This window comes from Mesorhizobium onobrychidis, assembly GCF_024707545.1.
Lineage (GTDB): Bacteria > Pseudomonadota > Alphaproteobacteria > Rhizobiales > Rhizobiaceae > Mesorhizobium > Mesorhizobium onobrychidis.
Window position 1 is genome coordinate 5,949,263 of record NZ_CP062229.1, and the last position, 23,034, is coordinate 5,972,296.

The 23,034-nt window shown below is 61.5% G+C and carries 24 protein-coding genes; 11 read left to right on the plus strand and 13 right to left on the minus strand.

Annotated features, from left to right (window positions below):
- A complete protein-coding gene (locus IHQ72_RS29370) occupies window positions 1–675 on the minus strand; it encodes a hypothetical protein (RefSeq protein ID WP_258118994.1) in 675 nt (224 codons plus the stop codon).
- A 127-nt stretch (window positions 676–802) separates the two neighbouring features.
- Between IHQ72_RS29370 and thrC the strand changes: the two genes are divergently transcribed.
- The 4 genes from thrC to IHQ72_RS29390 are packed head-to-tail and all read left to right on the plus strand — an operon-like array spanning window position 803 to window position 7,011.
- On the plus strand, window positions 803–2,200 hold the full coding sequence (thrC, locus tag IHQ72_RS29375) for a threonine synthase (protein WP_258118995.1): 1,398 nt from the start codon (window positions 803–805) through the stop codon (window positions 2,198–2,200).
- A gap of 14 nt (window positions 2,201–2,214) precedes the next feature.
- Window positions 2,215–3,507 (plus strand): M16 family metallopeptidase, encoded by a 1,293-nt coding sequence (locus IHQ72_RS29380; RefSeq protein WP_258118996.1) that lies wholly within the window; start codon window positions 2,215–2,217, stop codon window positions 3,505–3,507.
- A 15-nt stretch (window positions 3,508–3,522) separates the two neighbouring features.
- Window positions 3,523–4,119, plus strand: a complete 597-nt coding sequence (locus IHQ72_RS29385) for a GNAT family N-acetyltransferase (RefSeq protein ID WP_123147085.1) — start codon at window positions 3,523–3,525, stop codon at window positions 4,117–4,119.
- A gap of 3 nt (window positions 4,120–4,122) precedes the next feature.
- Entirely contained in the window at window positions 4,123–7,011 is a 2,889-nt protein-coding gene (locus IHQ72_RS29390) for an EAL domain-containing protein (protein ID WP_309508707.1), read from the plus strand.
- A 169-nt stretch (window positions 7,012–7,180) separates the two neighbouring features.
- On the opposite strand, the gene IHQ72_RS29395 is transcribed toward IHQ72_RS29390, so the two are convergent.
- Together IHQ72_RS29395 and IHQ72_RS29400 are read right to left on the minus strand one after the other, a co-directional pair.
- Window positions 7,181–8,107, minus strand: a complete 927-nt coding sequence (locus IHQ72_RS29395; protein ID WP_258119003.1) for an oxygenase MpaB family protein — start codon at window positions 8,105–8,107, stop codon at window positions 7,181–7,183.
- 167 nt (window positions 8,108–8,274) lie between these two features.
- The gene (locus IHQ72_RS29400; protein WP_258119004.1) at window positions 8,275–8,538 is read right to left on the minus strand and encodes a DUF4242 domain-containing protein; all 264 of its coding nucleotides are present in this window, start codon (window positions 8,536–8,538) and stop codon (window positions 8,275–8,277) included.
- Window positions 8,539–8,689: 151 nt separating this feature from the next.
- Here IHQ72_RS29400 and IHQ72_RS29405 point away from each other — a divergent pair, with 151 nt between their 5' ends.
- Complete coding sequence (locus IHQ72_RS29405; protein ID WP_258119005.1) at window positions 8,690–9,568, plus strand: LysR family transcriptional regulator; 879 nt, start codon at window positions 8,690–8,692, stop codon at window positions 9,566–9,568.
- A 340-nt stretch (window positions 9,569–9,908) separates the two neighbouring features.
- Here the strand turns inward: IHQ72_RS29405 and IHQ72_RS29410 are convergent, their stop codons facing one another.
- Window positions 9,909–10,859: a LysR family transcriptional regulator gene (locus IHQ72_RS29410; protein ID WP_258119006.1), complete on the minus strand. Its 951-nt coding sequence runs from the start codon at window positions 10,857–10,859 to the stop codon at window positions 9,909–9,911.
- Window positions 10,860–10,969: 110 nt separating this feature from the next.
- Between IHQ72_RS29410 and IHQ72_RS29415 the strand changes: the two genes are divergently transcribed.
- The 3 genes from IHQ72_RS29415 to IHQ72_RS29425 all read left to right on the plus strand — a co-directional run bounded on the left by IHQ72_RS29415 (window position 10,970) and on the right by IHQ72_RS29425 (window position 14,082).
- Window positions 10,970–11,527, plus strand: a complete 558-nt coding sequence (locus tag IHQ72_RS29415) for a nuclear transport factor 2 family protein (protein ID WP_258119007.1) — start codon at window positions 10,970–10,972, stop codon at window positions 11,525–11,527.
- Window positions 11,528–11,947: 420 nt separating this feature from the next.
- The gene (locus IHQ72_RS29420; protein ID WP_258119008.1) at window positions 11,948–12,757 is read left to right on the plus strand and encodes a class I SAM-dependent methyltransferase; all 810 of its coding nucleotides are present in this window, start codon (window positions 11,948–11,950) and stop codon (window positions 12,755–12,757) included.
- Window positions 12,758–13,056: 299 nt separating this feature from the next.
- Window positions 13,057–14,082, plus strand: coding sequence for a transglycosylase SLT domain-containing protein (locus tag IHQ72_RS29425; protein WP_258119009.1), 1,026 nt, complete (start codon window positions 13,057–13,059; stop codon window positions 14,080–14,082).
- Between the two features lie 25 nt (window positions 14,083–14,107).
- Here IHQ72_RS29425 and IHQ72_RS29430 read toward each other — a convergent pair whose 3' ends face one another.
- Window positions 14,108–14,716, minus strand: coding sequence for a YqgE/AlgH family protein (locus IHQ72_RS29430; protein ID WP_258119010.1), 609 nt, complete (start codon window positions 14,714–14,716; stop codon window positions 14,108–14,110).
- Window positions 14,717–14,931: 215 nt separating this feature from the next.
- Between IHQ72_RS29430 and IHQ72_RS29435 the strand changes: the two genes are divergently transcribed.
- The 3 genes from IHQ72_RS29435 to IHQ72_RS29445 all read left to right on the plus strand — a co-directional run bounded on the left by IHQ72_RS29435 (window position 14,932) and on the right by IHQ72_RS29445 (window position 16,944).
- Entirely contained in the window at window positions 14,932–15,738 is an 807-nt protein-coding gene (locus IHQ72_RS29435) for a protein-disulfide reductase DsbD domain-containing protein (RefSeq protein ID WP_258119011.1), read from the plus strand.
- Window positions 15,739–15,859: 121 nt separating this feature from the next.
- Window positions 15,860–16,342, plus strand: a complete 483-nt coding sequence (locus IHQ72_RS29440) for a peroxiredoxin (protein WP_095492395.1) — start codon at window positions 15,860–15,862, stop codon at window positions 16,340–16,342.
- Between the two features lie 122 nt (window positions 16,343–16,464).
- A complete protein-coding gene (locus IHQ72_RS29445; RefSeq protein ID WP_258123975.1) occupies window positions 16,465–16,944 on the plus strand; it encodes a DUF2938 domain-containing protein in 480 nt (159 codons plus the stop codon).
- 5 nt (window positions 16,945–16,949) lie between these two features.
- Here the strand turns inward: IHQ72_RS29445 and IHQ72_RS29450 are convergent, their stop codons facing one another.
- The 8 genes from IHQ72_RS29450 to IHQ72_RS29485 all read right to left on the minus strand — a co-directional run bounded on the left by IHQ72_RS29450 (window position 16,950) and on the right by IHQ72_RS29485 (window position 23,031).
- Window positions 16,950–17,543, minus strand: coding sequence for a histidine phosphatase family protein (locus IHQ72_RS29450; RefSeq protein WP_258119013.1), 594 nt, complete (start codon window positions 17,541–17,543; stop codon window positions 16,950–16,952).
- Window positions 17,544–17,585: 42 nt separating this feature from the next.
- Window positions 17,586–18,113: a ribonuclease HI gene (gene rnhA, locus IHQ72_RS29455; protein WP_258119014.1), complete on the minus strand. Its 528-nt coding sequence runs from the start codon at window positions 18,111–18,113 to the stop codon at window positions 17,586–17,588.
- Entirely contained in the window at window positions 18,110–19,072 is a 963-nt protein-coding gene (locus tag IHQ72_RS29460) for a homoserine kinase (RefSeq protein WP_258119015.1), read from the minus strand. The genes rnhA and IHQ72_RS29460 overlap by 4 nt, the downstream gene beginning before the upstream one ends.
- A 7-nt stretch (window positions 19,073–19,079) precedes the next feature.
- On the minus strand, window positions 19,080–20,090 hold the full coding sequence (gene ispH / locus IHQ72_RS29465) for a 4-hydroxy-3-methylbut-2-enyl diphosphate reductase (RefSeq protein WP_258119018.1): 1,011 nt from the start codon (window positions 20,088–20,090) through the stop codon (window positions 19,080–19,082).
- A 154-nt stretch (window positions 20,091–20,244) separates the two neighbouring features.
- The gene (locus IHQ72_RS29470) at window positions 20,245–21,042 is read right to left on the minus strand and encodes an SURF1 family protein (RefSeq protein WP_258119019.1); all 798 of its coding nucleotides are present in this window, start codon (window positions 21,040–21,042) and stop codon (window positions 20,245–20,247) included.
- Window positions 21,039–21,425: a DUF983 domain-containing protein gene (locus IHQ72_RS29475; protein WP_258119020.1), complete on the minus strand. Its 387-nt coding sequence runs from the start codon at window positions 21,423–21,425 to the stop codon at window positions 21,039–21,041. The genes IHQ72_RS29470 and IHQ72_RS29475 overlap by 4 nt, the downstream gene beginning before the upstream one ends.
- Before the next feature lie 81 nt (window positions 21,426–21,506).
- The gene (locus tag IHQ72_RS29480) at window positions 21,507–22,388 is read right to left on the minus strand and encodes a cytochrome c oxidase subunit 3 (RefSeq protein WP_258119022.1); all 882 of its coding nucleotides are present in this window, start codon (window positions 22,386–22,388) and stop codon (window positions 21,507–21,509) included.
- Window position 22,389: 1 nt separating this feature from the next.
- A complete protein-coding gene (locus tag IHQ72_RS29485; protein WP_258119023.1) occupies window positions 22,390–23,031 on the minus strand; it encodes a cytochrome c oxidase assembly protein in 642 nt (213 codons plus the stop codon).
- Window positions 23,032–23,034 lie beyond the last annotated feature (3 nt).

Sequence of the window (23,034 nt, forward strand, 5' to 3'; positions counted from 1 at the left end):
CTATTCGGCCGCGGCAATCTTCTTGTCGGTCTTCTTCGGTGGGCCTTCGTCATAGCCGGCGAACGCCTGATAATCCTTCGCGGTCGGCTCGGGAACGACAACGTTCGAATCGGTGAAGACGAACTGGGTGGCACTCGAGGGATTGGTAACCTGGACCTGATGTTGGTGAAGCTGCGAGTAAAGGACCTCGGTGCCATGCATCACCGCGATACGGATCGGCATGGTGATGGTGCCCGGGCTGAACATCGGTCCCGGAACGACCTTGCCGGCGACGGCGATCTTCATCGTCAGCGAGCCGTCGGCACGGTTGCAGTCGCGGGTCACATCGGTGATCGAGGCCTGATAGATGATCTTCGCGGAATCATCCTGCTGGTCGCTGCTCACGTCAAGCGCAGCAGCTTCGGCGTCCTGAGCGGCGGCTTTTTTCTTGGGTTTTTGGCTGCCCTTGGAATAGGTGTTGAAGAAGGCGGTGCCGTCGCGCAGCGTCACTTTCGGACAATAGGCCTGCAATTGGCTGGCGAGAACCTTGGGATCCGGCGGTGGTGGCGGTGTCGTGTCCGTCTTTCCGAAACCTAGGATGCTATTGCCGGCTGATTGGCAGCCGGCGGCGGTAAGCATAAAGCCGGTGAGCGCCAGACCCGCGACAAAACGACCGTTGAATGTATGAAACGCCATGAACTGCACTTCCCTCTCGCAAAGCGGGTGACGTATATCAACCGCGCGGCAAAAATGCGACTGAGCAAGTACGGAAATTAACCACTTTGCCGCGGACGAAACCGCCCGGCAGCAATGGAACATGACGATGCAATATGTGAGTACCCGCGGGGAAGCGCCCGTGCTTGGATTTTCCGACGCGGTGCTGGCGGGCTTGGCGCGCGATGGCGGTCTTTATGTGCCTGATACCTGGCCGCAGTTTTCGGCGGCAGAGATCCGCGCCATGCGCGGCCTTGCCTATCCCGACCTCGCCATCCGCGTGCTGTCGCCGTTTCTCGGCGGCGAGATCGCGATGCCGGTGTTCGAACGCCTGGTGCGCGAAGCCTATGCGACCTTCCGTCACGAGGCGGTCTGCCCGCTGGTGCAGACCGGCTCGAACATGTTCGTTCTGGAACTCTTTCATGGCCCGACGCTTGCCTTCAAGGACGTGGCCATGCAGCTTCTCGCCCGGCTGATGGACCATGTGCTTGCCGAACGCGACCAGCGCGCCACCATTGTCGGCGCCACGTCCGGCGATACCGGCGGGGCTGCCATCGATGCCTTCGCCGGGCGCAACCGCACCGACATCTTCGTGCTTTTCCCGCACGGCCGGGTCTCGCCGGTGCAGCAGCGGCAGATGACGACGTCCATCGCCGCAAATGTCCACGCACTGGCGGTCGAAGGCAATTTCGACGATTGCCAGGGTCTGGTGAAGGACATGTTCAACGATCACGGTTTTCGCGACCGGGTATCGCTGTCGGGGGTCAATTCGATCAACTGGGCCCGCATCATGGCCCAGATCGTCTATTATTTCTCATCGGCGCTGTCGCTCGGCGCGCCCGACCGGCCGGTTTCCTTCACCGTGCCGACCGGCAATTTCGGCGACATCTTCGCCGGCTACGCCGCCAAGAAGATGGGGCTGCCGATCGAGCGGCTGATCATCGCGACCAATGACAACGACATTCTGGCGCGCACGCTGTCGAGCGGCGAGTATCGTACGAAAGGCGTCTTTTCGACCACGTCGCCGTCGATGGACATCCAGGTCTCTTCGAATTTCGAGCGCTTGCTGTTCGAGGCGGCCGGCCGCGATGCCCCGACCGTGCGGCGCTACATGAGCGGCCTCAAGCAGTCCGGCGCCTTCACCATCGAAGCCGGCGAGATCGCCAGGATCCGCTCCGAATTCGATGCCGGCCGTTCGACCATGGACGAAGTCGCCGCTACGATCCGCTCGACGCTCGCGGCCAGCAACTATCTGCTTGACCCGCACACGGCCGCGGCCATGCATGTTGCGGCTGCGACGGCCACCAATGCCGTGCCGATGGTGGTGCTGGGCACAGCCCATCCGGCAAAGTTCCCGGCCGCCGTCGAAGCCGCCAGCGGCGTGTCGCCTGCCCTGCCCGCATGGCTAGGCGGATTGATGAGTGCCGAGGAAAAATACACGGTACTTCCATCCGACCTGAAAATGGTGGAAGATTATGTTAGCCGCCACACGCGGGCGGCAAGTTAGGGAGTATTTGCTATATGGGTGTTGAGGTAAGCCGTCTGTCGAACGGCCTGACAGTCGCCACCGAAACCCTTCCAAGCCTCGAATCCGTCGCTCTTGGTGCCTGGGTCAAATCAGGGGCCCGCAACGAGCGTAGCGAAGAGCACGGAATGGCCCACTTGCTTGAACATATGGCGTTCAAGGGAACCAGAAGGCGAAGCGCCTTCGAGATCGCCTCGGAAATCGAGGATGTCGGCGGCGAGATCAATGCCGCCACCAGTGTCGAGACCACCTCCTATTATGCCAGGGTGCTGAGCGACGACGTGCCCCTGGCCGTCGATATCCTCTCCGACATCCTGCAGGAATCCGAGTTCGACCCGCAGGAGCTGCAGCGCGAGCAGCATGTTATCCTGCAGGAGATCGGCGCCGCCCACGATACGCCCGACGACATCGTCTTCGACCGCTTCACCGAGACGGCTTTCCGCCACCAGACGATCGGCCGCTCCATCCTGGGCACGCCGGAAACCGTCAAATCCTTCACCTCGAAGCAATTGCACAAATTCATCGAACGGCAATATGGCGCCGAGCGCATGGTGGTCGTCGCCGCCGGCGACATCAAGCACGACAATTTCGTGCGCGAGGTCGAGAAGCATCTCGGCGGTTTCCGCAGCAAATCCGACAACACGATGCCGCAATTTGCGCAATATGTCGGCGGCGATTTCCGCGAGGACCGCGACCTGATGGACGCGCAAATCGTGCTGGGGTTCGAGGGCCGCGCCTATCATGTACGCGACTTCTACGCCTCGCAGGTCCTGTCGATGATCCTTGGCGGCGGCATGTCGTCGCGTCTTTTCCAGGAGGTCCGCGAAAAGCGCGGGCTGTGCTATTCGGTCTATGCCTTCCACTGGGGCTTTTCCGACACCGGCATATTCGGCGTCCATGCCGCGACCGGGCAGAGCGACATCGCCGAACTGGTGCCGGTGGTTATCGACGAGTTGCAGAAGGCCGGCGAAAACATCCTGCAGGAGGAACTCGACCGGGCACGCGCCCAGTACCGCGCAGGCCTGATCATGTCCGCCGAAAGCCCGGCCAGCCGTGCCTCGCAGATCGCCCGGCAAATGCTTCTGTTCGGCCGGCCGATCGCCAAGGAAGAGCTGATGGAACGGCTGTCGGCGCTGACGGTCGAGCGGCTGACGGACCTGTCGTCACGGCTGTTTTCGACCAAGCCGACGCTGACTGCCGTCGGACCGGTGGGTACCCTCGCTCCCTATGAGGCGGTCCTCGAGTCGCTTTCGGGCACGCAGACCACGGCCCGAAAGCTCGCCGGCTAAGTCCATCAAAGCGTCATGTTCGCGCTCCCTTTCTTTCGCCGTGACCTGCCGGCACTGAAGGGTGACCGGGTCACGCTACGGGTGCCGCTGACCAACGACTATCGCGAATGGTCGGTGCTGCGCGGGGAAAGCCGCGCCTTCCTGGAGCCGTGGGAGCCGCGGTGGAACCCCGACGAGCTCGACCGCACGGCCTGGCGGCATCGCCTCAGCCGCTATCGCGAAGACTATGCCCAGGGAACGGCCATAGCCTTCTTCATCTTCGAGAAAGGCAACGGCAAGCTTGTCGGTGGAATCACCCTCGGCAACATCCGCCACGGCGTCGCACAAAGCGGCCATATCGGCTACTGGATCGGCGAGCGCTACAGCGGCCGTGGCCTGATGACCGACGCGGTCAAGGTGGTGACGCGCTTCGCCTTCGATACGCTGAGGTTGCACCGGATCGAAGCTGCCTGTATTCCCGACAACGCCCGGTCGATCCGCGTGCTTGAAAAAGCCGGATTCCGGCGCGAAGGACTTCTGCGATCCTATCTCAGGATCAATGGCATCTGGCAGGACCACTACCTCTACGCCCGGATCGAGGACGATCCGCCGGGCGCGGGAACGAAGGACTGATTTTTGACGAATTTCCTGCGAATCGGGTCGTTGTTCGCCTTTGTGCTGACGGCAATCGTCGTGCTCTGCGCGGCGTCCTCGGCCTTCGCCGTCGAGCCGATCAAGATCGCCCGCGACGACGTGGCGCTCGATCTTTCGGGCGCCGTCGAAATCTACCGCAACCAGGGCGAGAACTTTCAGGTGTCGACCGCTCCAGGCCCGGACGGCATCGTGCGGCGCATCGAGGTCGAGGCCAATGATGCGCGCTCGACCGGCGACTGGGCGGTGTTCGCACTTGCCAACACCACCGACCAGCAGCTCGACAGGCTGATCGTCGCACCGCATTTCCGGCTGGTGAATTCCGGCATCTTCTGGCCGGATCTCGGCTCGACCCGCATTGCCGCGATCACGCCCAGCGAGGGCTTCGCGCTCGATCGCCAGGCCAGCCCTGACGCCGATGTGTTCCGGGTGACGCTGAACCCCGGAACGGTGATCACCTTCATTGCCGAACTTGCCTCGCCCAAACTGCCGCAGGTCTATCTATGGGATCCGGAATCCTACAAGGATTCGGTCAATTCCTACACGCTGTTTCGCGGTATCGTCATCGGCATCGCCGGCCTCCTGGCGCTGTTCCTGACCATCCTTTTCGTCGTCAAGGGGACCTCGATGTTCCCGGCAACCGCAGCACTCGCCTGGGCGGTGCTCGCCTATATCTGCATTGATTTCGGCTTTCTCAACAAGGTTTTGGAAATATCGCCCGGCAACGAGCAGATGTGGCGAGCCGGAACGGAGGTGGCGCTTGCGGCGACCTTCGTGGTGTTCCTGTTCGCCTATCTCAACCTCAACCGATGGCACGGCCATTTCAGCTACGGCGCGCTGGTCTGGATTCTGGGGCTGGTACTGATCGCAGGCGTTGCAATCGTCGATCCGGCGGTCGCCGCCGGCATCGCCAGGCTGTCCTTCGCCGCCACCGCGCTGACCGGCCTCGGCCTGATCATCTTCCTCGGCATACGCGGCTACGACCGTGCCATCATGCTGGTGCCCAGTTGGGTCATGGTCCTGTTGTGGCTATGCGGGTCGTGGATGGCGATCACCGGCATGCTCGACAACGACATCGCCCAGCCGGCATTGGGCGGCGGGCTGATCCTCATCATCCTGCTGATCGGCTTCACCGTCATGCAGCACGCCTTTGCAGGCGGCGCGCTGCATCAGGGCCTGTTCTCCGATCTCGAACGGCAGGCGCTGGCCGTCGCCGGATCGGGCGACACGGTTTGGGACTGGGACGTGATGCGCGACCGCGTCGTCACCAAGCCGGATGTCAGCATCCAGCTTGGCCTTGCGCCCGACAGCCTGGGCGGCGCCGCCCGCAACTGGCTGCCGGTGCTGCATGCCGATGATCGCGACACGTTCCGCACAACGCTCGACGTGGTGCTCGAACACCGGCGCGGCCGTGTGTCGCAGAATTTCCGCCTGCGCGGTGCCGACGGGCACTATCACTGGTTTTCGCTGCGCGCCCGGCCGGTGATCGGATCAGACGGCGAGGTCATCCGCTGCGTCGGCACCATGGTCGACGTGACGGAGCAGAAGAAGTCCGAGGAGAGGCTGCTGCACGATGCCGTGCACGACAATCTGACCGGTCTGCCGAACCGGGAATTGCTGATGAACCGGCTGGAGGCGATCATCTCGATTGCGCGCACGGAAGAGAAGGTGCGTCCGACCGTCTTCGTCATCGACATCGACCGGTTCAAGCAGGTCAATGACGGGCTCGGCATCTCGGCCGGCGATACCATCCTGCTCACCATTGCGCGCCGGCTGCACCGGCTGCTCAAGCCGAAGGATTCGCTGTCACGCTTTGCCGGCGACCAGTTCGCACTGATGCTGCTTTCCGAACAGGACCCGGCCCGCATCGCCGCTGTTGCCGACGCCATCAAGCATGCGATCAACAATCCGATCACCTTTGCCAAGCGCGAGATCGTGCTGACGGCCTCGATCGGGCTGGTCACCTGGACCTCGGCGCAGAGTTCGGCCGAGGATATGGTCAAGGACGCCGAGCTTGCCATGCACCAGGCCAAGCGTTTCGGCGGCGACAGGATCGAGCCGTTCCGCCCCGCCTTCCGGACCGTTGGCACCGACCGGCTGCAGTTCGAGTCCGACCTGCGCCGCGCCATCGAACGGCGCGAATTCACACTCGCTTACCAGCCCATCGTGCGGCTCGAAGACGGCAGCGTTGCCGGCTTCGAGGCGCTTTTGCGCTGGGACCATCCGCGCCGCGGCATGATCCCGCCGGGCGATTTCATCCCGGTCGCCGAGAGCTGCGGCCTGATCGTGCAGCTTGGCTTGTTCGCCATGCAACAGGCCGCCGAAGATCTGGCCGGATGGCAAAAGCAGATCGGCGACGCGCCGCTGTCGGTTTCGGTCAACCTGTCCAGCCGTCAGCTCATCCGCCGCGATCTGGTCAGTGACGTCCGCTCGGTGATCGCGCGGGCCAATCTGAAGCCGCGCTGCTTCCGGCTCGAACTCACCGAATCGTTGGTAATGGACAATCCCGAGCAGACGGCCCATGTGCTGAACAAGCTGAAGAAGCTTGGTATCGGCCTGTCGCTGGACGATTTCGGCACCGGCTATTCATCGCTGGCCTATCTGACGCGCTTCCCGTTCGACACGATCAAGATCGACAAGAGCTTCGTCGACGACGCGACACCGAAGCGCGCGGTGCTGCTCAAATCCATGGTCAACATGGCACATGAACTCGGCCTTTCGGTCGTGGCCGAGGGCATTTCGGATGAAAGCGATGCGCTCAAACTGCGCCAGATGGGCTGCGAGTATGTGCAGAGCTTCATGTTCGGCGCGCCGATGCCCGGCGATCAGGTGCTGAAGACGCTGAAGGAACAGTATCCGCTGACTAGGGCTTGATTTCGTGCAAGTCGTTGTCGCAAAACCGCTACACAGTTTTGGGCGACTGGTGGGGTCCGCTTTCAGGCGCTTGGAGGTTGCAAGTTAATCCTTCTGGTCGCGCAGTATCGAAAACTTTAATTTCCTATCCGTGGCGCGGCTCCGTCAATGTTGGAAAGCCTGAATTAAATTAACGTCGGCGATAGAGATAGTTCTCGGAAAGGCCGAGGCGACGGCACGACTGGACGGCTGGTGATGAAGGGAGCACGATGCTCTCGCAGATTGCAGCCGTCGTCTTCACAAAAGCACGCTCCCACGGCTTCAACGTCCATCGGTCGCCGAGTGCCAAGCGCTTGCGCACCCAGCGGGGCAGGATCTCGACTGCCGCCTTCAGAAATGGCCGCTGAAGCGGTCGAGCCACTCCCGGCAAGGCGGGAACGTCTTCCATGATCTCCAGGAACTCCGAGACGATCGGCGATGGGACGAGTCTTTGCCGCATCACATCGAACAGCGCGTAAAGCTCGGCCTGTGACGTGGGCGCGCCGGCCGCACCATAGAGAAGCGCGACGGGGCGAGCCTCAGCAGACATCGCGTCCCGTTCGAAAAAATGCAGACGATGCACATAGACGTGATACGCCTCCATGAAACCAAACCCCGCCGTCGCTTGCACCCAGTCCAGCAACTCCGGGTCGGTGGCGTGGTATGGCTCACCTTCGCTGGTTCGACCTGAAACGCGCCCATGCATCCTGACCACACCTTCAATCATGGCCTTAGCCTTGGTTCGAGGGCCGTAGACCGTAACCAAGGCAGCGAGGCCGGTACGCTGCAATCGTCGGAGCGCGTGCGAGCGGAATGTGCTGTGCTGCCAAATGGCGTCGCGAACCCGCGGCTCTGCCAATTCGAGCAGCACCGCAGTAACCCCGCCGATGAACAGCGCAACAGGGTTCTTGAAAATACGCCAGGACACCGAGTTGGGCGGTAACAGCGCCGGCTCGCCTTCCGGGGTCGAGAAGTCCATCTGCGATCCGAGCCGCTGGCGCATGAACGACTGCGCAAGAGTATCCACACGACGCTCAAGCGGGCGAGGCAGAAGAATGATGCCCGAATTGCCAAACATCGTACGCCTCCGACTCCTGGGAACAACAAGCGTTAGACCTGTGAGCTAGCGGATGCAGCACGAACGTCCTAGTCTTTCCGTCGTTCCAAATGATCAGCCTGGCGCGCTGCGCATGACCCGCAAGAACACCGGGCCCGGATGTTCATCACGAGCCCGGTCGTGTGGCCTTATGGGGTAAGATCGAGCGCCGGTACGATTCTGTGATAGGGCAGCCCCGCATCGTCGTTTAGACGCTTCACGTCGATATCGGAGGCAGCGTTAAACAGGCACATGCAGCGTCCGTCCTCCGGTGCGAAGGTCGAGCGCAGATAGCTGATGTCGGTGCCGTTGGAGGTCATCTCGGCGGCTTTGCTGATCGCCGCCTTCTGCGCATCTCCCAGAGCTTCCATGCTGATGCGCTTGAGATCGCGTTCCACCATGTAGACAGTCATTTCCAGATCTCCTCCTGTGAACAGTGACCACAGGAGTTGAATGCAGCGGCGGGCGAAAGAGAACGACATTTTTTCTATCGATCGATAGCCGACAGTTATCGATGAAAGGGTTACAATGTCGTTTCGTGGAACCGCCTCGGGAGGGCTCGCCATGGAGATGTTTCAGGTCCGCTACGTGCTTGCCGCCGCGAAGATGCTGAACTTCACCAAGGCCGCCACCGATTGCAATGTGTCTCAGCCGGCGCTCACCAAAGCGGTCAAGACGCTCGAGGATGAGCTTGGCGCGCCCTTGTTCCACCGCGAGGGAAAGCGCGTCCTCCTGAGTGAGTTCGGGCGCTCCATCCTGCCGCATCTTCAGCAGATCATGCAGGAGACCCACGCAACCAGAACGCTTGCCGACAATTTCAGGCTGCTCAACCAGGTGCCGATCCGCCTCGGCGTCATGTCGACCATCGGCCATGTGAAACTCGCCCGGTTCCTCGCAAAGTTCCAGCGCGACTATCATGGCGTCGAGCTTGAAGTCAGCGAGGCGAGCGTTCAGGAACTGAAAAACAGGCTTGAGCAAGGCGATCTCGATCTTGCCGTTCTCAATCCGCTGGAGGGATTGGGAGCGGCTTTCCGCGTCCATGATCTCTACAGTGAGCGCTACGTCGTCGTATTCGCGCCGGATCACCGGCTTGCGAGCCTCAATGCAATCAAGTTGGTCGATCTCTCTCAAGAACCCTATGTCGATCGTCTGTCCTGCGAAATGCGGGACCTGGTAATGGGTGTGTGCCGGGAAAGAAACGTCAGCCTTTATGCCCGCTTTCGTTCCGAGCGCGAGGATTGGGTCCAATCAATGGTGCTGGCGCGGATCGGCTTCGCCTTCATGCCTGAATATTCGGTGACATCGCCTGAACTTTTGCAGCGTCCGCTGATCGAACCCGCGGTGGCACGCACGGTGTCCCTGGCTAGCGTTCCAGGCCGGCCCTATAGCCCGGCGACGGCGGCAATGGTCCGAGCTGCCCAGACGTTCGATTGGCCAGGCTAGGCGTTTATTGCTGAGGCTTGAGCTACTGCTGATTTGAGATGCCGCCCTGGCGGTCCTCGGGCCGGTACCGACCCTGTTCAGGACCTACCGACACTCAATCGCTGCGCATTTTTGGGTGCAGAGGACGAACCCTTCCATGCCTTTCCTTCTGGGCAGCCACACGACGATCCGTGACCCATCCCGGACGTAGGCCATCCCGGTTGCGGCTACGACATCACTGCTGCATTTGCCCCCTGCAAATCAGTGCGGCGGGCTGCCTTGAAAAGGTCCCGATATCCAGTCATCCAGCGCCGCCCCGCGCCAGCCGCTAACCAGAGGTTCTCCAGCTACGGGCGGACGGCTAACCCCAGCATTCGTGCCTGGGCGCAAGCAGGTCGAAGATCCAAGCCAGCCCCGCATCCATCATCGCAGCCCTCGGTGCGATGGCGTTGAGTTGGAAGGTCGTCAGTGGCAAGGGGGCTTCCAGACTTACCACCCCGAACCGCGCTGCATGCCTGGCGACAAATCTCTTCGGCAGTGCGGAAATCAGGTCGGTGTCGGCTAGGACGGCGAGAGCGAACATAAAGCTGGGTACGGTTAGTGCGATCCGCCGCGAATAGCCTTGCGTCGCCAGAACCTCGTCGACGAAGCCATGAGGATCGCCAGTGAACGAGACGACCAGATGCTTCATCTCGCAATAGTGCTCCAGCGTAGGATCGTCCGCGAACGGATGCCCAGCCTGCATCGCCAGGACGAAATCCTCGTTGTAGAGGCTGCGCGCATGGAAGCGCGTGGGAATATGGCCAGACGGGATGACCGCAATGTCCATCGCGCCTGCCTCCAAATCGGCAAAGGCGCTGCGCCAAGCGCGCTCGGGCGAGGTTTCTCCCGGCGCGGGAAGCAACTGACGCACGCCGATGTCAATGCCAGGCGCGGTCCGACCCAACTCGGCAAGAAGCGGCGGCAGGAAGACCGCCGCGACGCCGTCGGGAGCACCGATCGTAAGCCGGCGTGTGGAGTTCGCCGGGTCGAATGGCTCGGCGGTCGAGATGACACTCCTCACCCGCGCCAAGACGTCCGCGATTGGTGAGGCGAGTTCCATCGCGCGCGCCGTCGGCACAACACCTTTCGGCGTTCTGAGGAAAAGCGGATCATTGAGAAGGCGGCGCAACCGGCCCAGCCCATGACTGACTGCCGAAGGCGTCAGATTCAACTTTTCGGCCGCCCGGCCCACGTGGCGTTCGTCGTGCATGATCTCAAACAGAACGAGGAGGTTGAGGTCTGCGCGGGAAAGGTCAATTCTGTTCAGCATATCGATGAAATCATATCACTGGATTCAGCATCATTGAAGTGCGATCTCCTGAGCAAGCGGAGCAGCGCAAGGCGCGCTTCGCATCGGAAACAGATGCAGGGAGCACCCGCATGCCGGTTTCACGACGATCCCTTCTCGCCGCAGCAAGCGCTGGCGTGGCATTGTCACAAACTGCAAGATTAACGAAAGCCTCGGCACAGGCTCTTGAGGAGCCTACTATAGACCAGACGGTTGCCGATCTTGTCGAGCGTTCTGCGGAAGCAAATTCGGCGCTGATGCGCGGGGAGATAACGAAGTACTACGAGGTGATCCCACATACCGAGGACTTCATGCTGATGTCTCCATTCGGCGGAAAGCCCACGCGGGCTTCTGAACTGACTGCCGAGCGGATCGAGGCGATGGGCCGCTTTTTCAAGAACGGCACCTTCGAGCAGGAGCTTCTTCAAGCCTATGGTTCCGCCGACATGGTGGTCCTCGCGATCATTGAACGACCGCACGTCGAGGTCGGCGGTCTGCCAGCCCAGAATTGGCCGCTGCGGGTTACCTTAGTCTATCGCCGCGAAGAGGCGGAATGGCGCTTGGTGCATCGGCACGCTGACCCCCCTGGTCAAGGGCGTGAGTCTGGAGCAGGCGGCGGCCCTTGCACGCGGCGAAGCCGCGTGATGTGAAGAGTGTTGTCATCCCGGCGGAGCGCTCTGGCTGCTGGTCCAAAGCCCGCTGAAGGGTTCTCGCTTCTCGTCGATGCAAAACGTCACTTTACGGCGCCAAATGTGACCCGACGCGCCCTACGAGCACCTGCTGGTGCCGGTGGAGTAGATCTGCCATAGTCATGCGCCCTGCTCGCTACAGGCGGTTGAAAACGGCTGAAAGCAACGCCTGAAGTCAGGGCCACGTTGCCGATCTTGATCCCGCCTTGCGGATCCTCGAAACGCGAGGCGCGGACCCTCATTCTTCGGCCGCTTCGCCTATGCGAGCCTGACTGCCCGAAAGCCGCATAGGTTGTTCAGGTGCGAAGGGTAGTTGTCCCGTTGGATCTAGCGCGGAGAAAGGCTCGCGACGGCCGGATGGAAATTTGAGGTAGGACGATCATGACCTTGCCCAGCTACACAATGAACCAGGCAAGTTTCCCGGAGATGTACGAGCGGTGGCTCGTCGGCCCTCTCTTCCGTCCATGGGCCGAGATGGCTCTTGACGAGCTGGAATTGTCTTCGGGCGATCGCTTACTCGATATCGCTGGCGGAACAGGAATAGTGGCGCGCGTTGCAAGAGAGCGACTTGGTGAAGCCGGATATATCGTCGGCGTCGACATCAGCCCGGACATGCTTGCCGTGGCGCGGGCTGTAGAACCAGCCATTGACTGGCGTCAGGGCAATGCCGGCGAGCTGCCTCTGCGTAACGGTGAGATGTTCGACGTGGTCGTCTGCCAGCAAGGACTGCAGTTCTTTCCTGACAAACCCGCGGCGGCGGCGCAGATGCGCCGCGCGCTGGCGAAGGGTGGTAGGCTGGCGATCGCCACGTGGCGCCCGGACGACGAAATCCCGTTCTTTCGCGAACTGCGCCGCGTCGCGGAGCGCCATCTGGGCGCCATCGCCAATCAACGGTACAGCTTCGGGGAAGCGGCTCCACTTGAGGCGCGGCTGCGAGACGCCGGCTTCCACGAGGTCCGATCGAGGATTGTTTCTCGCACCATCCATTTCGGGGAAGGCGTACCTTTCCTGCATTTGAATACGATGGCGCTGGTCGGGATGAGTTCCTTAGCCAAGGAAATGGGTGATCAGGAATGCAAGCGCGTCGTGGAGGCGATCGTGAGCGAGAGTGTGCCCGTGCTGCAGCCATACACCAACGGGTCGGAACTAGCCTTCGAGCTCAGCACCAATCTGGCGACAGCCAAAGGCTAAATGATCTCTCTTCACAAGCAACGCATCGCCTACGCAACGCTCGATAAAATCATCTTATTGTACATTACGAACTGTCCTCGCCGCATTGCGGCCATTGTACCGCCACGATCCATGACTAGCTAGAGCAAGCACTGACCGTTCTTCTTGTCTTTTTCGACGTTGACGGCTCAACGTTGGAAATAGATCTGCCCCAAAATATCTGGGCGGCTAGACAAGGAACGGAGGGGGACCTGGCGTCACTCCAAAGAACATTTGAATTCTTTGCTTGCGGAAGCGTCATCCTTTTGGGCCGACGGCCTTTGTCGAAAAGGATCGCGGGGCTTGGCCTGGCGGCGACAGTGGCAGCCATGCCATGGCCGGTCTATTCGGGAGTCTTGGCCAACGGAGTGACCCAAGCCGCGGTTGCCACTGCTGTTCCGTACTCCGCTCTGAATTTCCCTTCGGCCGCGCCCGAGTTCGACATCATCGATCCGGGCACCATATCGACCTCCCGACGCAAGGGAGAAGGCACCCTGGCCGATGCATTGAAGGGCACCGTCTCCATCCTTTCCGAAGGCGCGGAACAGATCGTCGTCGGCATGTCGGTGCACGAGTTCGGCGAATACAAGGTGTCGCAGTACATTGCCAGCGAGATTCTGCGTGCCGCCAAGGACACCCAATTTCCTGCCGACACCCTTTTCGCGATCGCCGAGAAGGAGTCCTCCTTCAACATCAACAACCGCCCGCCTAAAGGGTCGGCACTTGGTCTTATGCAGTTCCTCGACCAGACATGGCTCGAGGCCGTGAAGAACTACGGTGCAGAGTTCGGCCTGGGCGACGAAGCGGAACTGATCCGGACCCGCCCCGAGGGCAAACGCGAACACCATTTCGTCGACGACAAGGCCGAAGAAGAGCGCATCCTTGAATTCAGGCGCGATCCCTATCTGTCGGCAGCACTTGCGGCCAAGAACCTTCTCGCGGCCAAGGAACGCATCGAGGCCCGTCTCGAGAAGGCCATGGACGAAAGGGATCTTTACCTCCCCCATTTCCTTGGCACAAACGGGGCAGCAACGCTCCTGTCGAATGCCGAAGAGAAGCCCAATGCCACGGCCAGCAAAATCTTCCCCAAGGCGGCGCGCTTCAATACTGCCATCTTCAAGGCCGAGGGAAATCAGCTCACCGTCGGCCAGTTTCACCAGCGCCTGCGCTCCTTCCTAGAAGCCCGCATCGGCAAATACAGCGATGTCGAAACGCGCGTGAAAGAGGCTGACCTGTCCTGGACAGCGGGTTTCGATAATCTCGTCTACGATTTGGGCAAACGGCTGGCGATGGCAATGCGGCGGTAATGAGCCAGGTATCGGGTTTTCACCACTAGGCGTGCCCGGCCGCCAGGCTGAGATGAGCGAGATCGATGCCGATCGAAGCGAGAATCCGGTCGTATTTGCGCTCGATGTCGGTATCGAACAGAAGCTCCGCATTTGCCGGGCAGGTCAGCCAACCGTTCTCGGCGATTTCGCTTTCCAGCTGACCGGCGCCCCAGCCCGAATAGCCAAGCGCCATCAGCGCGTGCCGAGGCCCACGGCCCGACGAAATGGCGCGCAATATGTCGACGGTCGCGGTCAGGCAAATGTCGTCGGAGACGGCCAGCGACGATTCCACCCGGTAGTCGCCCGAATGCAGGACGAAGCCGCGGCTGCGGTCCACCGGTCCGCCGTTGCGCACGACGAAGTCGCGGGCCTGCGCGGGCAAGCGGATCGCCTCTTGTTCGTTCATGATGCCGAGCTGCACGAGCAGATCCGGAAACAGCATCTGCTGCGTCTGGTTGATGACCAGGCCCATCGCGCCTTCGTCGCTGTGCGCGCAAACATAGATGACGGAGCGCGTGAAGCGGTCGTCCTTCATGCCGGGCATGGCAATCAGGAACTGGTCGTCGAGAAAGCCGCGTCCCGCAGCCATCTTCTTGTGGCGCAACAAGTCCATGAGGAAGAGCGTAACGCGTTTCTGGAGCGCCGAAAAGATGCGCCGCGCGCGATTTGGTCGCAGATGTGCATCTAAGGTCACGCAAAGCTGTGCCCGAGGACACGCAAAGCTGTGCCCGAGGTCACGCGAAAGCTGTGCCCGAGGTCACGCAAATATGATAGCAACGACGCCATGAAGTCATTGCGCAGCCATGAACGGACGCTCAAATCACCGCCATGCAAAGCTTGAAAGTCCTGCTGCTCAGCGCCGCTGTTGGATGTGGAACCGGCCTTCCCGCCGCAGCCTCCTCGTCGATCTGGTACAATAGCGAAGGCGGCAAAGTGCGGCTTGTGACCAGCGGCAAGCCCGACGAAGCCGGGCGCATCCATGGCGTCCTCGAAGTTGCGCTCAAGCCTGGCTGGAAAACCTACTGGCGCGATCCGGGCGACGCGGGCGTGCCGCCGCAAATCGATATCTCGGCCAGCACCAACATTGCCAACGCGACGTTTTCGTTTCCGCCGCCCCAGCGCCACGACGACGGCTACGGCAAATGGGCCGGCTATGACCGTCCGGTTTCGCTGCCGGTGACCTTCACGCTGTCGGCGCCGAACGAGCCGGCCGTCATCGATGCCGATATCTTTCTCGGCATTTGCGAGACGATCTGCATCCCGGTGCAGACGAAGCTGACCATCGATCCGGGCTCCGATCCGGACAATGTCGAAGATGCCGCGTTGGTGAAGGCGGCCCTTGCAAGCCTGCCTGCTCCCGCAAGACCCGATTTCGGCATCAATATCCTGCCGGGCGACCGCGAGACACTGATTGTCGAGGCGAGCTTTCCGGGCAATCCCGAAGCAGCGGATTTCTTCGTCGCCGGTGAGCGGGATTACATGTTCGGCGTGCCGGCCCGCAGCGAAAAGGAAGGCAAGCTGGTGTTTACCGTGCCTATCCTCGACAGGCCGACGACGACGCCGACGGATGGCGGACTTTACTACACGCTGACAACTGCGGCCGGCGCGGTCGAAGGCCTGCTGCCGTTCCCTTGATCCCGAGCAAAGGATGTTCAGGTCGAACGTCCTTTTGTTCCCGGCTCCCCGATGTTGCGGGAAACACCTGAGTTCGCTATCGCAAGAACACTTCCATTCCATCTCTCAAGTGAGGACCATGATGACGATTGCCGTTGGCGATAAACTGCCCGATGCGACCTTCAAGACGATGACTGCTGACGGCGCAAAAGCGATCACGACGGCCGAGATTTTCTCGGGAAAGAAGGTGGTGCTGTTCGCCGTTCCCGGCGCTTTCACGCCGACCTGCTCCAACAATCATCTGCCCGGCTATCTGGACAATTACGACGCCATCCTGGCGCGCGGCGTCGACACCATCGCCGTCGTCGCCGTCAACGATGTTCACGTGATGGGCGCCTGGGCACGCTTCAGCGGCGGTGAAGGCAAGCTCCTTTATCTTGCCGACGGCAATGGCGATTTCGTCAAGTCGATCGGCCTTGACGCCGATCTTTCCAGCGGCGGCATGGGGCTGCGCTCGAAGCGGTTTTCGATGATCGTCGACGACGGCAAGGTCACCGCGCTCAATGTCGAGACAAAGCCCGGCGTCGACGAATCCGGGGCGGCTCATATTCTCGGACAGCTTTAGATTTCGGCTTGGGCTCTTAAAGCGCGTCGCGCTTTTAAGTCTTTGTTTTTCGTTATCCCAAAACCGTTGCGCACTTTTGAACGACATGCATTAGGGATTGTTTGCTTTGGGGGACCTCAATGATGTTTGACATCTTCTGGCGCGCTGTGGCGATCGGCATCGGCGCCACGGCGCTCATGGACCTCTGGGCGATTTTCCTGAACACCGTGTTTGCTCAGCCGCGGCCGAACTGGGGACTGGTCGGTCGCTGGGTCTGGCATCTGAAGCGCGGCAAGGTGTTCCACGACGACGTCGGCGAGGCAGCACCCTACGCGCATGAATCGGCGCTGGGCTGGGCCTTCCACTATTTTGTCGGCATCGTCTACGGCATCGTTCTGGCCGTTTTGGCGGGAGCGGCGTGGCTGGCCGCGCCGACCTTCCTGCCGGCCTTCATCCTCGGCATCGTTACCGTGGGCGCCGGCTGGTTCCTGCTGGCGCCCGGCATGGGTGCCGGCTGGGCCGCATCAAAGCGCCCCAACCCCATGCAGATCCGCGCCCTCAACCTCGTGTCGCATTCTGTGTTCGCGCTCGGACTTTTCGGCACGGCGCTGCTGATCCGTTAGCCAAATTAATCGTCGCGGTGCTGCGCCAGCCTGTCGATCGGCCGCCATCCGTGGACAACGCGACGCGCGCGGATATCGTACGCGAAATAGTTCCCGCCGCCCGCTGGCTGATCCGCCTCGCGGCTGATCTCCCGCCCGCCGAGAGAAAGCAGCAGAAGCCTTCCGACACCTCCGTGGCCCACGAAAGCAACGTCGGCGGCGTCATCTGTGCCGAGCACAGTGTCTACCTCGCTCAGAATACGATGCTGAGCATCGATAGCCCGCTCCCATCCGCGAATGCTGCTGTATGGATTGGCGAAGAATTGGTCCGCGACCGCTTCGAACTCCGCAGGCGGTAGGAAACCGGTTGCCGATCGGTCATTCTCATGCATCCGTTCCCTCACCTCGACCTCAAGGCGGAGATGCCTTCCGAGTATCTCGGCGGTTTCTATCGCCTTGCGTTCACCCGATGACACGATACGCCGGATCGACCGAACCCACGGCTGATCGAGCATTGCAGACGTTCTCGCTCGCCCGATGTCGGATAGCCCCCACTCTGGCACTGGAACATTGGCATCGATCCGAACCTGGGGATGCGTGATGTAGTATGCGATCGGCATGATAGAGGCCTTCCTGCCCGAGAGCGGACCCGCAGCCGAAATTCAATAACTCTGGGTCGAGCGCCGTGGCTTTGCGACCGCCGGCTGCTTCGACTGCGGGCCTGGCTTCGGCGCCGCGGTCTTGACGGGGCCTTTCTTGAACGGCGCCATGCCGAGCCGCGCCAGCTCGTCGGCACGCTCGTTCTCCGGATGGCCGGCGTGGCCCTTGACCCAATGCCAGATCACCTGATGACGGTTGCGCGCCTCGTCAAGTGCCTGCCACAGCTCGGCATTCTTCACCGGTTGTCTGGCGGCGGTCTTCCAGCCGTTGCGCTTCCAGCCGTCGATCCAGCTGAAAATACCGTCCTTGACGTAGTTGCTGTCGGTATAAAGATCGACGGCGCAGGGTTCTTTCAGCGCATTGAGCGCCGAGATGGCGGCCAAAAGTTCCATGCGGTTGTTGGTGGTAGCAGCCTCGCCGCCCGACAGTTCTTTCGTGACGCCGTTGAAGCGCAGGACCGCCCCCCAGCCGCCAGGCCCCGGATTGCCAGAACAGGCACCATCGGTGAAGATTTCAACGCGCTTGGTCATGCCAGTCCATACTCGGAAGGAGATTTGATCGCCCGGTGGAAACGCATCCTGCGGATGTATTCGGTCGGGTCGCGTTTTATAACCAGCCCGCCATTGGCAACAGTCAGCCAGTCGTAAAGCCGGGTCAGCATGAAGCGCAGCGCCGAGCCGCGCGCCAGTATCGGCAGCGCAGCTTTCTCCTCGCCGCTCAAGGGCCGCACGCTTTGGTAGCCGGCAAGCAGCGCCGTGCCCTTGGTCAGGTTGAAGGAAAAATCCTTCTCGAAGCACCAGGCGTTGAGGCAGGTAGCGACATCGTAGGCGTAGAGATCGTTGCAGGCGAAATAGAAGTCGATCAGGCCGGACAGTTTTTCGCCGAGGAAGAAGACATTGTCGGGGAAAAGATCGGCGTGGATGATGCCTTCCGGCAGGTCTTTGGGCCAGTTCCGCTCGAAATCGGCGAAGTCGGCATCGACCTCGGCCGCCAGTCCCGGCTCGATCTCGTCGGCGCGAGGGCGAGCGGCGCTCCACAGCTTGCGCCAGCCATCGATGGCAAGAGCATTCGGACGGGTCATCGGAAAGTCGGCGCCGGCAAGATGCAGTGCCGCCAGCGCCTTGCCGACCTCGCCGCAATGCGCTGATGTCGGCCGCCGCAGCGAAAGGCCTTCGAGGAAAGTGATGATGACCGCCGGCCGGCCGGCAAGCGTTCCGATGACCTCGCCATCATGCGCCGTCACCGGAAGCGGGCAGGAAATGCCCTTCCTGGCAAGGTGACCCATGAGGCCGAGGAAGAACGGCAGGTCGGCCTTGTCGACGCGCTTTTCGTAGAGCGTCAGGATGTAGGAGCCGCTGGTCGTGTGCAGCAGGAAATTCGAGTTCTCGGTGCCTTCGGCGATGCCCTTATAGGATAGGAGATCGCCGACCGGATAGGCCTCCAGGAACGCGCCGAGATCGCCTTCGTTGACGTCGGTGTAGACCGCCATGGGCTCTTCACGCGGCTCCGTTGACGAAGGCCATGTCGGCCGCCGTCAGTTCGACGTCGCGCAGGACCCGCATCACCGGAAAATCCTCCGTTTCCGTCGCCGTTACCGCCAGCTCGATCGTCACGTCGAAGCGCTGCCGGAAGGCGTCGATGATCTCGTCGACGATGATTTCCGGCGCCGACGCGCCGGCCGACAGACCGAGTGTCGAGATTCCGGCAATGTCGGTCCACGGAATTTCGGAGGCGCGCTGCACGAGAAGCGACATCGAGGCGCCGGCGCGTTCGGCCACTTCGACAAGACGCCGCGAATTGGAGGAGTTGGGGGCGCCGACGATCAGGAAGAGATCGGAGCCCGCGGCGGTCTCCTTGACCGCTTCCTGACGGTTGGTGGTGGCGTAGCAGATTGATTCCGCTGCCGCCGCATGCAAATCGGGAAAACGATCCTTAAGCACCCGGATGATGCCGGCGGTGTCCTCGACCGACAGCGTCGTCTGGGTGACGAAACCGAGCGCCTGCGGGTCGGCGGGCACCAAATTCGCCGCGTCGGCTTCGGTCTCGATCAAGGTGACGGCGCCGTCCGGCAATTGCCCCATCGTGCCGATCACTTCCGGGTGGCCGGCATGGCCGATCAGAAGCACATGGCGGCCGAGCCGCTGATGGCGCATCGCCTGCTTGTGGACCTTCGACACCAGCGGGCAGGTGGCGTCGAGATAGAAGAGATTGCGCGCCTGGGCGTCCGCCGGCACCGACTTCGGCACGCCATGCGCCGAAAAGACGACCGGGCTCTGGCGATGCTCCGCCGGTATCTCGGAGAGTTCCTCGATGAAGACCGCACCGAGGCTTTGCAGCCCCTCGACGACGTAGCGATTGTGTACGATCTCGTGGCGGACATAGACCGGCGCGCCGTATTTCTTCAGCGCCAGCACGACGATCTGGATGGCGCGGTCGACGCCGGCGCAGAAGCCCCGCGGTTGGCAGAGCCTTACGGTCAGCGGTGGCTTTGTGGTCGTGTGAAGCATGATTCCCGGCCGGTTGGTCGTAACGTGAGCTCAAGTCTTGAACTCAAAGCGCGAAATGAGGTGCGCACCCCGGCCCTGTCAAGGGCGCCGGTGCCGATCATTAGAGCGACGTGCGTCCTTTTGGACGCACAAAGTACGCTCTAACACTTTCAATCTACGCATCGTGCTTCCCGAAAATCGATTCCGATTTTCGGGCCGATGCGTCTTTCGCCGGGCGGCGAAGCCTGAAGATGAGGACGCCGGCAAGGGCAGCGGCAAGGCCGTACCAGGTTACGGCGTATTGCAAATGGCTGTTCGGCAGGTCGATGATTGTAACGCCGCCGACCGGCAGCCCACCCGGGTTCGGCGTGGCGTCCGCGTCGATGAAGAATGGCACCAACCCCGCGCCGGCCGGCAGACCAGCGCTGGCCGCCATGGCATCGCGATCCTTCCAGTAGAAGATGTTCTTTTGCGGATCATTGTCGGGAAGCATCATCGAGGGCTTTGCCGGCAGCGGATTGCGGGCGAGCCCCGTCACCGTTACCTGGCCCGCACCCTGGCTTTGCGGGCGCTTGGCCGCGTCCTTGAGATCGTAGGGCACGAAGCCGCGATTGATCAGAACAAAGCGGCCGTCCTCCAGATGCAAGGGCGTGAAGACATCGAAACCGGACTGGCCCTCCCAGGTCGCGAAGAAATGTCGCTCGCCTTGATGCAGGAATGTGCCTGATGCCGTCACCGGCGTGTAATCCACATCGCCGGTTGCGGCGAACCGCTTTTCGACCTCGGCCAACGGCACAGGTGCAGAATGCGTGCGCTGGCCGATGGTCTGGAGAAGACCCTCTTTCCAGTACAGGCGCTGGACCTGCCAGGTGCCGAGCGCCAGCAGGATGAAGAACAGCACGAGGCCGAGGCCAAGCAGCAATGCCGTCTTCGGCCGCGAACGGCCTGCGATCGAGGCGGATGTCGTGCTCATTCGCCGAGGTCCAGCCTGCCCTCTGCCGCCTTGTTGCGGTATTGCAGCGTCAGGAGCACACCCTTGATCAGCCTGAGCGCGCCCAGGCAAAGCACCAGCGTCAGCGGTATCCACAGCAGGAAATGCAGCCAGAGCGGCGGACTGAGCGTCACCTCCATCCACAGCGCCAGCCCGACGACGATGAAGCCGATGATCAGGATGACGAACACCGCCGGACCGTCGCCGGCATCGGCGTAGGAATAGTCGAGGCCGCAATTGCCGCAGCGTTTGCCGACGGTGAGGAAGCCGGAAAACAGCTGTCCCTCGCCGCAGCGCGGGCAGCGGCCGTGCAGGCCAGCCGAAATCGGATCGATTGGTGGCCAGATCGCCTTGTCGTCACTCATTCCGATACTTTAGTGCCCTTCACCCCAAAAGATAAGGCGGCCACGTCGCCGCAGCCGCCTCATCGATTTCCCCAAGAAGATTCAGTGACCTTCGATCACCGCACCGCTCGAGGCCCAGACATAGATCGACGCGAACAGGAACAGCCAGACCACGTCGACGAAGTGCCAGTACCAGGCGGCCGCCTCGAAGCCGAAATGCTGCTTGGGCGTGAAGTCGCCCTTCATCGCGCGGACCAGGCAGACCAGCAGGAAGATGGTGCCGATGATGACATGGAAGCCGTGGAAGCCGGTCGCCATGAAGAAGGTGGCGCCGTAAATCGAATCCCTGAAGCCGAACGGCGCGTGCATATACTCGTAAGCCTGCACCATGGTGAACAGGATGCCGAGACCCACCGTCAGCACCAGGCCGTTGATCAGCCCCTTGCGGTCGCCATGAAGGAGCGCGTGGTGCGCCCAGGTCACCGTAGTGGCCGACAGAAGCAGGATGACGGTGTTGTAGAGCGGCAGGTGGAAGGGGTCGAGGACCTCGAGGCCCTTCGGCGGCCAGACACCGCCGGTGAAGGCGGCGCGGGCGTATTGCTGTGCCTCGCCCGGAAACAGGCTGGCGTCGAAGAAAGCCCAGAACCAGGCGACGAAGAACATCACCTCGGAAGCGATGAACATGATCATGCCGTAGCGCAGATGCAGCGACACGACCCGCGTGTGGTGGCCTTCATGCGCTTCCTTGATGGTATCCGACCACCAGGCGTACATGGTGTAGATGACGATCAAAAGGCCGATGAAGAACAGCCACGGATTGGCGATGTTGAAGCCGAAAATGGGGAAATCGCCGCCCTTGAGATACTGCATGTAACAGACGCCGCCGATCGCTGTGACCAGCGCGCCGACCGAGCCTAGGAACGGCCACGGGCTCGGGTCGACGAGATGGTAGTCATGTTGTGGTTTTGCGTGCGCGTCTGCCATATCAACCCCCGAGGCTTCGTTCGGTATGTGAAACTTTGTTGCTTGTGCCTTCGGCCGGCACTGTCGAGGCCACCGGCTTGTTGTTCTCGTTCTTCTCGACCGGGAACATCGTGTAAGACAGCGTAATCGTCTTCAGGTCCTTCAGTTCCGGCGCATTGACGATGTCGGGATCTACATAGAACACGACCGGCATGTCCAGCGTCTCTCCAGGCTTCAACGTCGTGTCGGTAAAGCAGAAACACTCGACCTTGTTGAAGTAAGATCCCGCAAGTTCCGGCTGCACGTTGAAGGTGGCGCGGCCGGTGGTGGCGCGGACGAATTTGTTCGTCGCGCTATAATGCGCCTGCGCCGTCTCGCCTATCTTGATGGTGACTGAGCGGGCGACCGGCTGGAACTGCCAGGGCACGCCGACTGTGTTGGCGTCGAAACGGATGGTGATATCGCGGTCGAGCACGCGGTCGGCATATTGCTGCGTTGCGCGTTTTACGGTGCCGCCGTAACCGGTCGCCTGGCAGAACATCGCATAGAGCGGCACCGCGGCATAGGCCATGCCGATCATGCCGCCGAAAAAGGCGATGCAGACGCCGGCGACAACGCGGTTGGTGTTCTTCTTTTGAGGATGGGTCACTGTTTGGCGGTTCATCTT

What these genes read in the sequence shown, in the direction of transcription:
- IHQ72_RS29370 (WP_258118994.1), bottom strand. Translation starts at nt 675, where the DNA reads ATGGCGTTTCATACATTCAACGGTCGTTTTGTCGCGGGTCTGGCGCTC.
- thrC (WP_258118995.1), top strand. Translation starts at nt 803, where the DNA reads ATGCAATATGTGAGTACCCGCGGGGAAGCGCCCGTGCTTGGATTTTCC.
- IHQ72_RS29380 (WP_258118996.1), top strand. Translation starts at nt 2,215, where the DNA reads ATGGGTGTTGAGGTAAGCCGTCTGTCGAACGGCCTGACAGTCGCCACC.
- IHQ72_RS29385 (WP_123147085.1), top strand. Translation starts at nt 3,523, where the DNA reads ATGTTCGCGCTCCCTTTCTTTCGCCGTGACCTGCCGGCACTGAAGGGT.
- IHQ72_RS29395 (WP_258119003.1), bottom strand. Translation starts at nt 8,107, where the DNA reads ATGTTTGGCAATTCGGGCATCATTCTTCTGCCTCGCCCGCTTGAGCGT.
- IHQ72_RS29400 (WP_258119004.1), bottom strand. Translation starts at nt 8,538, where the DNA reads ATGACTGTCTACATGGTGGAACGCGATCTCAAGCGCATCAGCATGGAA.
- IHQ72_RS29405 (WP_258119005.1), top strand. Translation starts at nt 8,690, where the DNA reads ATGGAGATGTTTCAGGTCCGCTACGTGCTTGCCGCCGCGAAGATGCTG.
- IHQ72_RS29410 (WP_258119006.1), bottom strand. Translation starts at nt 10,859, where the DNA reads ATGCTGAACAGAATTGACCTTTCCCGCGCAGACCTCAACCTCCTCGTT.
- IHQ72_RS29415 (WP_258119007.1), top strand. Translation starts at nt 10,970, where the DNA reads ATGCCGGTTTCACGACGATCCCTTCTCGCCGCAGCAAGCGCTGGCGTG.
- IHQ72_RS29420 (WP_258119008.1), top strand. Translation starts at nt 11,948, where the DNA reads ATGACCTTGCCCAGCTACACAATGAACCAGGCAAGTTTCCCGGAGATG.
- IHQ72_RS29430 (WP_258119010.1), bottom strand. Translation starts at nt 14,716, where the DNA reads ATGGACTTGTTGCGCCACAAGAAGATGGCTGCGGGACGCGGCTTTCTC.
- IHQ72_RS29435 (WP_258119011.1), top strand. Translation starts at nt 14,932, where the DNA reads ATGCAAAGCTTGAAAGTCCTGCTGCTCAGCGCCGCTGTTGGATGTGGA.
- IHQ72_RS29440 (WP_095492395.1), top strand. Translation starts at nt 15,860, where the DNA reads ATGACGATTGCCGTTGGCGATAAACTGCCCGATGCGACCTTCAAGACG.
- IHQ72_RS29445 (WP_258123975.1), top strand. Translation starts at nt 16,465, where the DNA reads ATGTTTGACATCTTCTGGCGCGCTGTGGCGATCGGCATCGGCGCCACG.
- IHQ72_RS29450 (WP_258119013.1), bottom strand. Translation starts at nt 17,543, where the DNA reads ATGCCGATCGCATACTACATCACGCATCCCCAGGTTCGGATCGATGCC.
- rnhA (WP_258119014.1), bottom strand. Translation starts at nt 18,113, where the DNA reads ATGACCAAGCGCGTTGAAATCTTCACCGATGGTGCCTGTTCTGGCAAT.
- IHQ72_RS29460 (WP_258119015.1), bottom strand. Translation starts at nt 19,072, where the DNA reads ATGGCGGTCTACACCGACGTCAACGAAGGCGATCTCGGCGCGTTCCTG.
- ispH (WP_258119018.1), bottom strand. Translation starts at nt 20,090, where the DNA reads ATGCTTCACACGACCACAAAGCCACCGCTGACCGTAAGGCTCTGCCAA.
- IHQ72_RS29470 (WP_258119019.1), bottom strand. Translation starts at nt 21,042, where the DNA reads ATGAGCACGACATCCGCCTCGATCGCAGGCCGTTCGCGGCCGAAGACG.
- IHQ72_RS29475 (WP_258119020.1), bottom strand. Translation starts at nt 21,425, where the DNA reads ATGAGTGACGACAAGGCGATCTGGCCACCAATCGATCCGATTTCGGCT.
- IHQ72_RS29480 (WP_258119022.1), bottom strand. Translation starts at nt 22,388, where the DNA reads ATGGCAGACGCGCACGCAAAACCACAACATGACTACCATCTCGTCGAC.
- IHQ72_RS29485 (WP_258119023.1), bottom strand. Translation starts at nt 23,031, where the DNA reads ATGAACCGCCAAACAGTGACCCATCCTCAAAAGAAGAACACCAACCGC.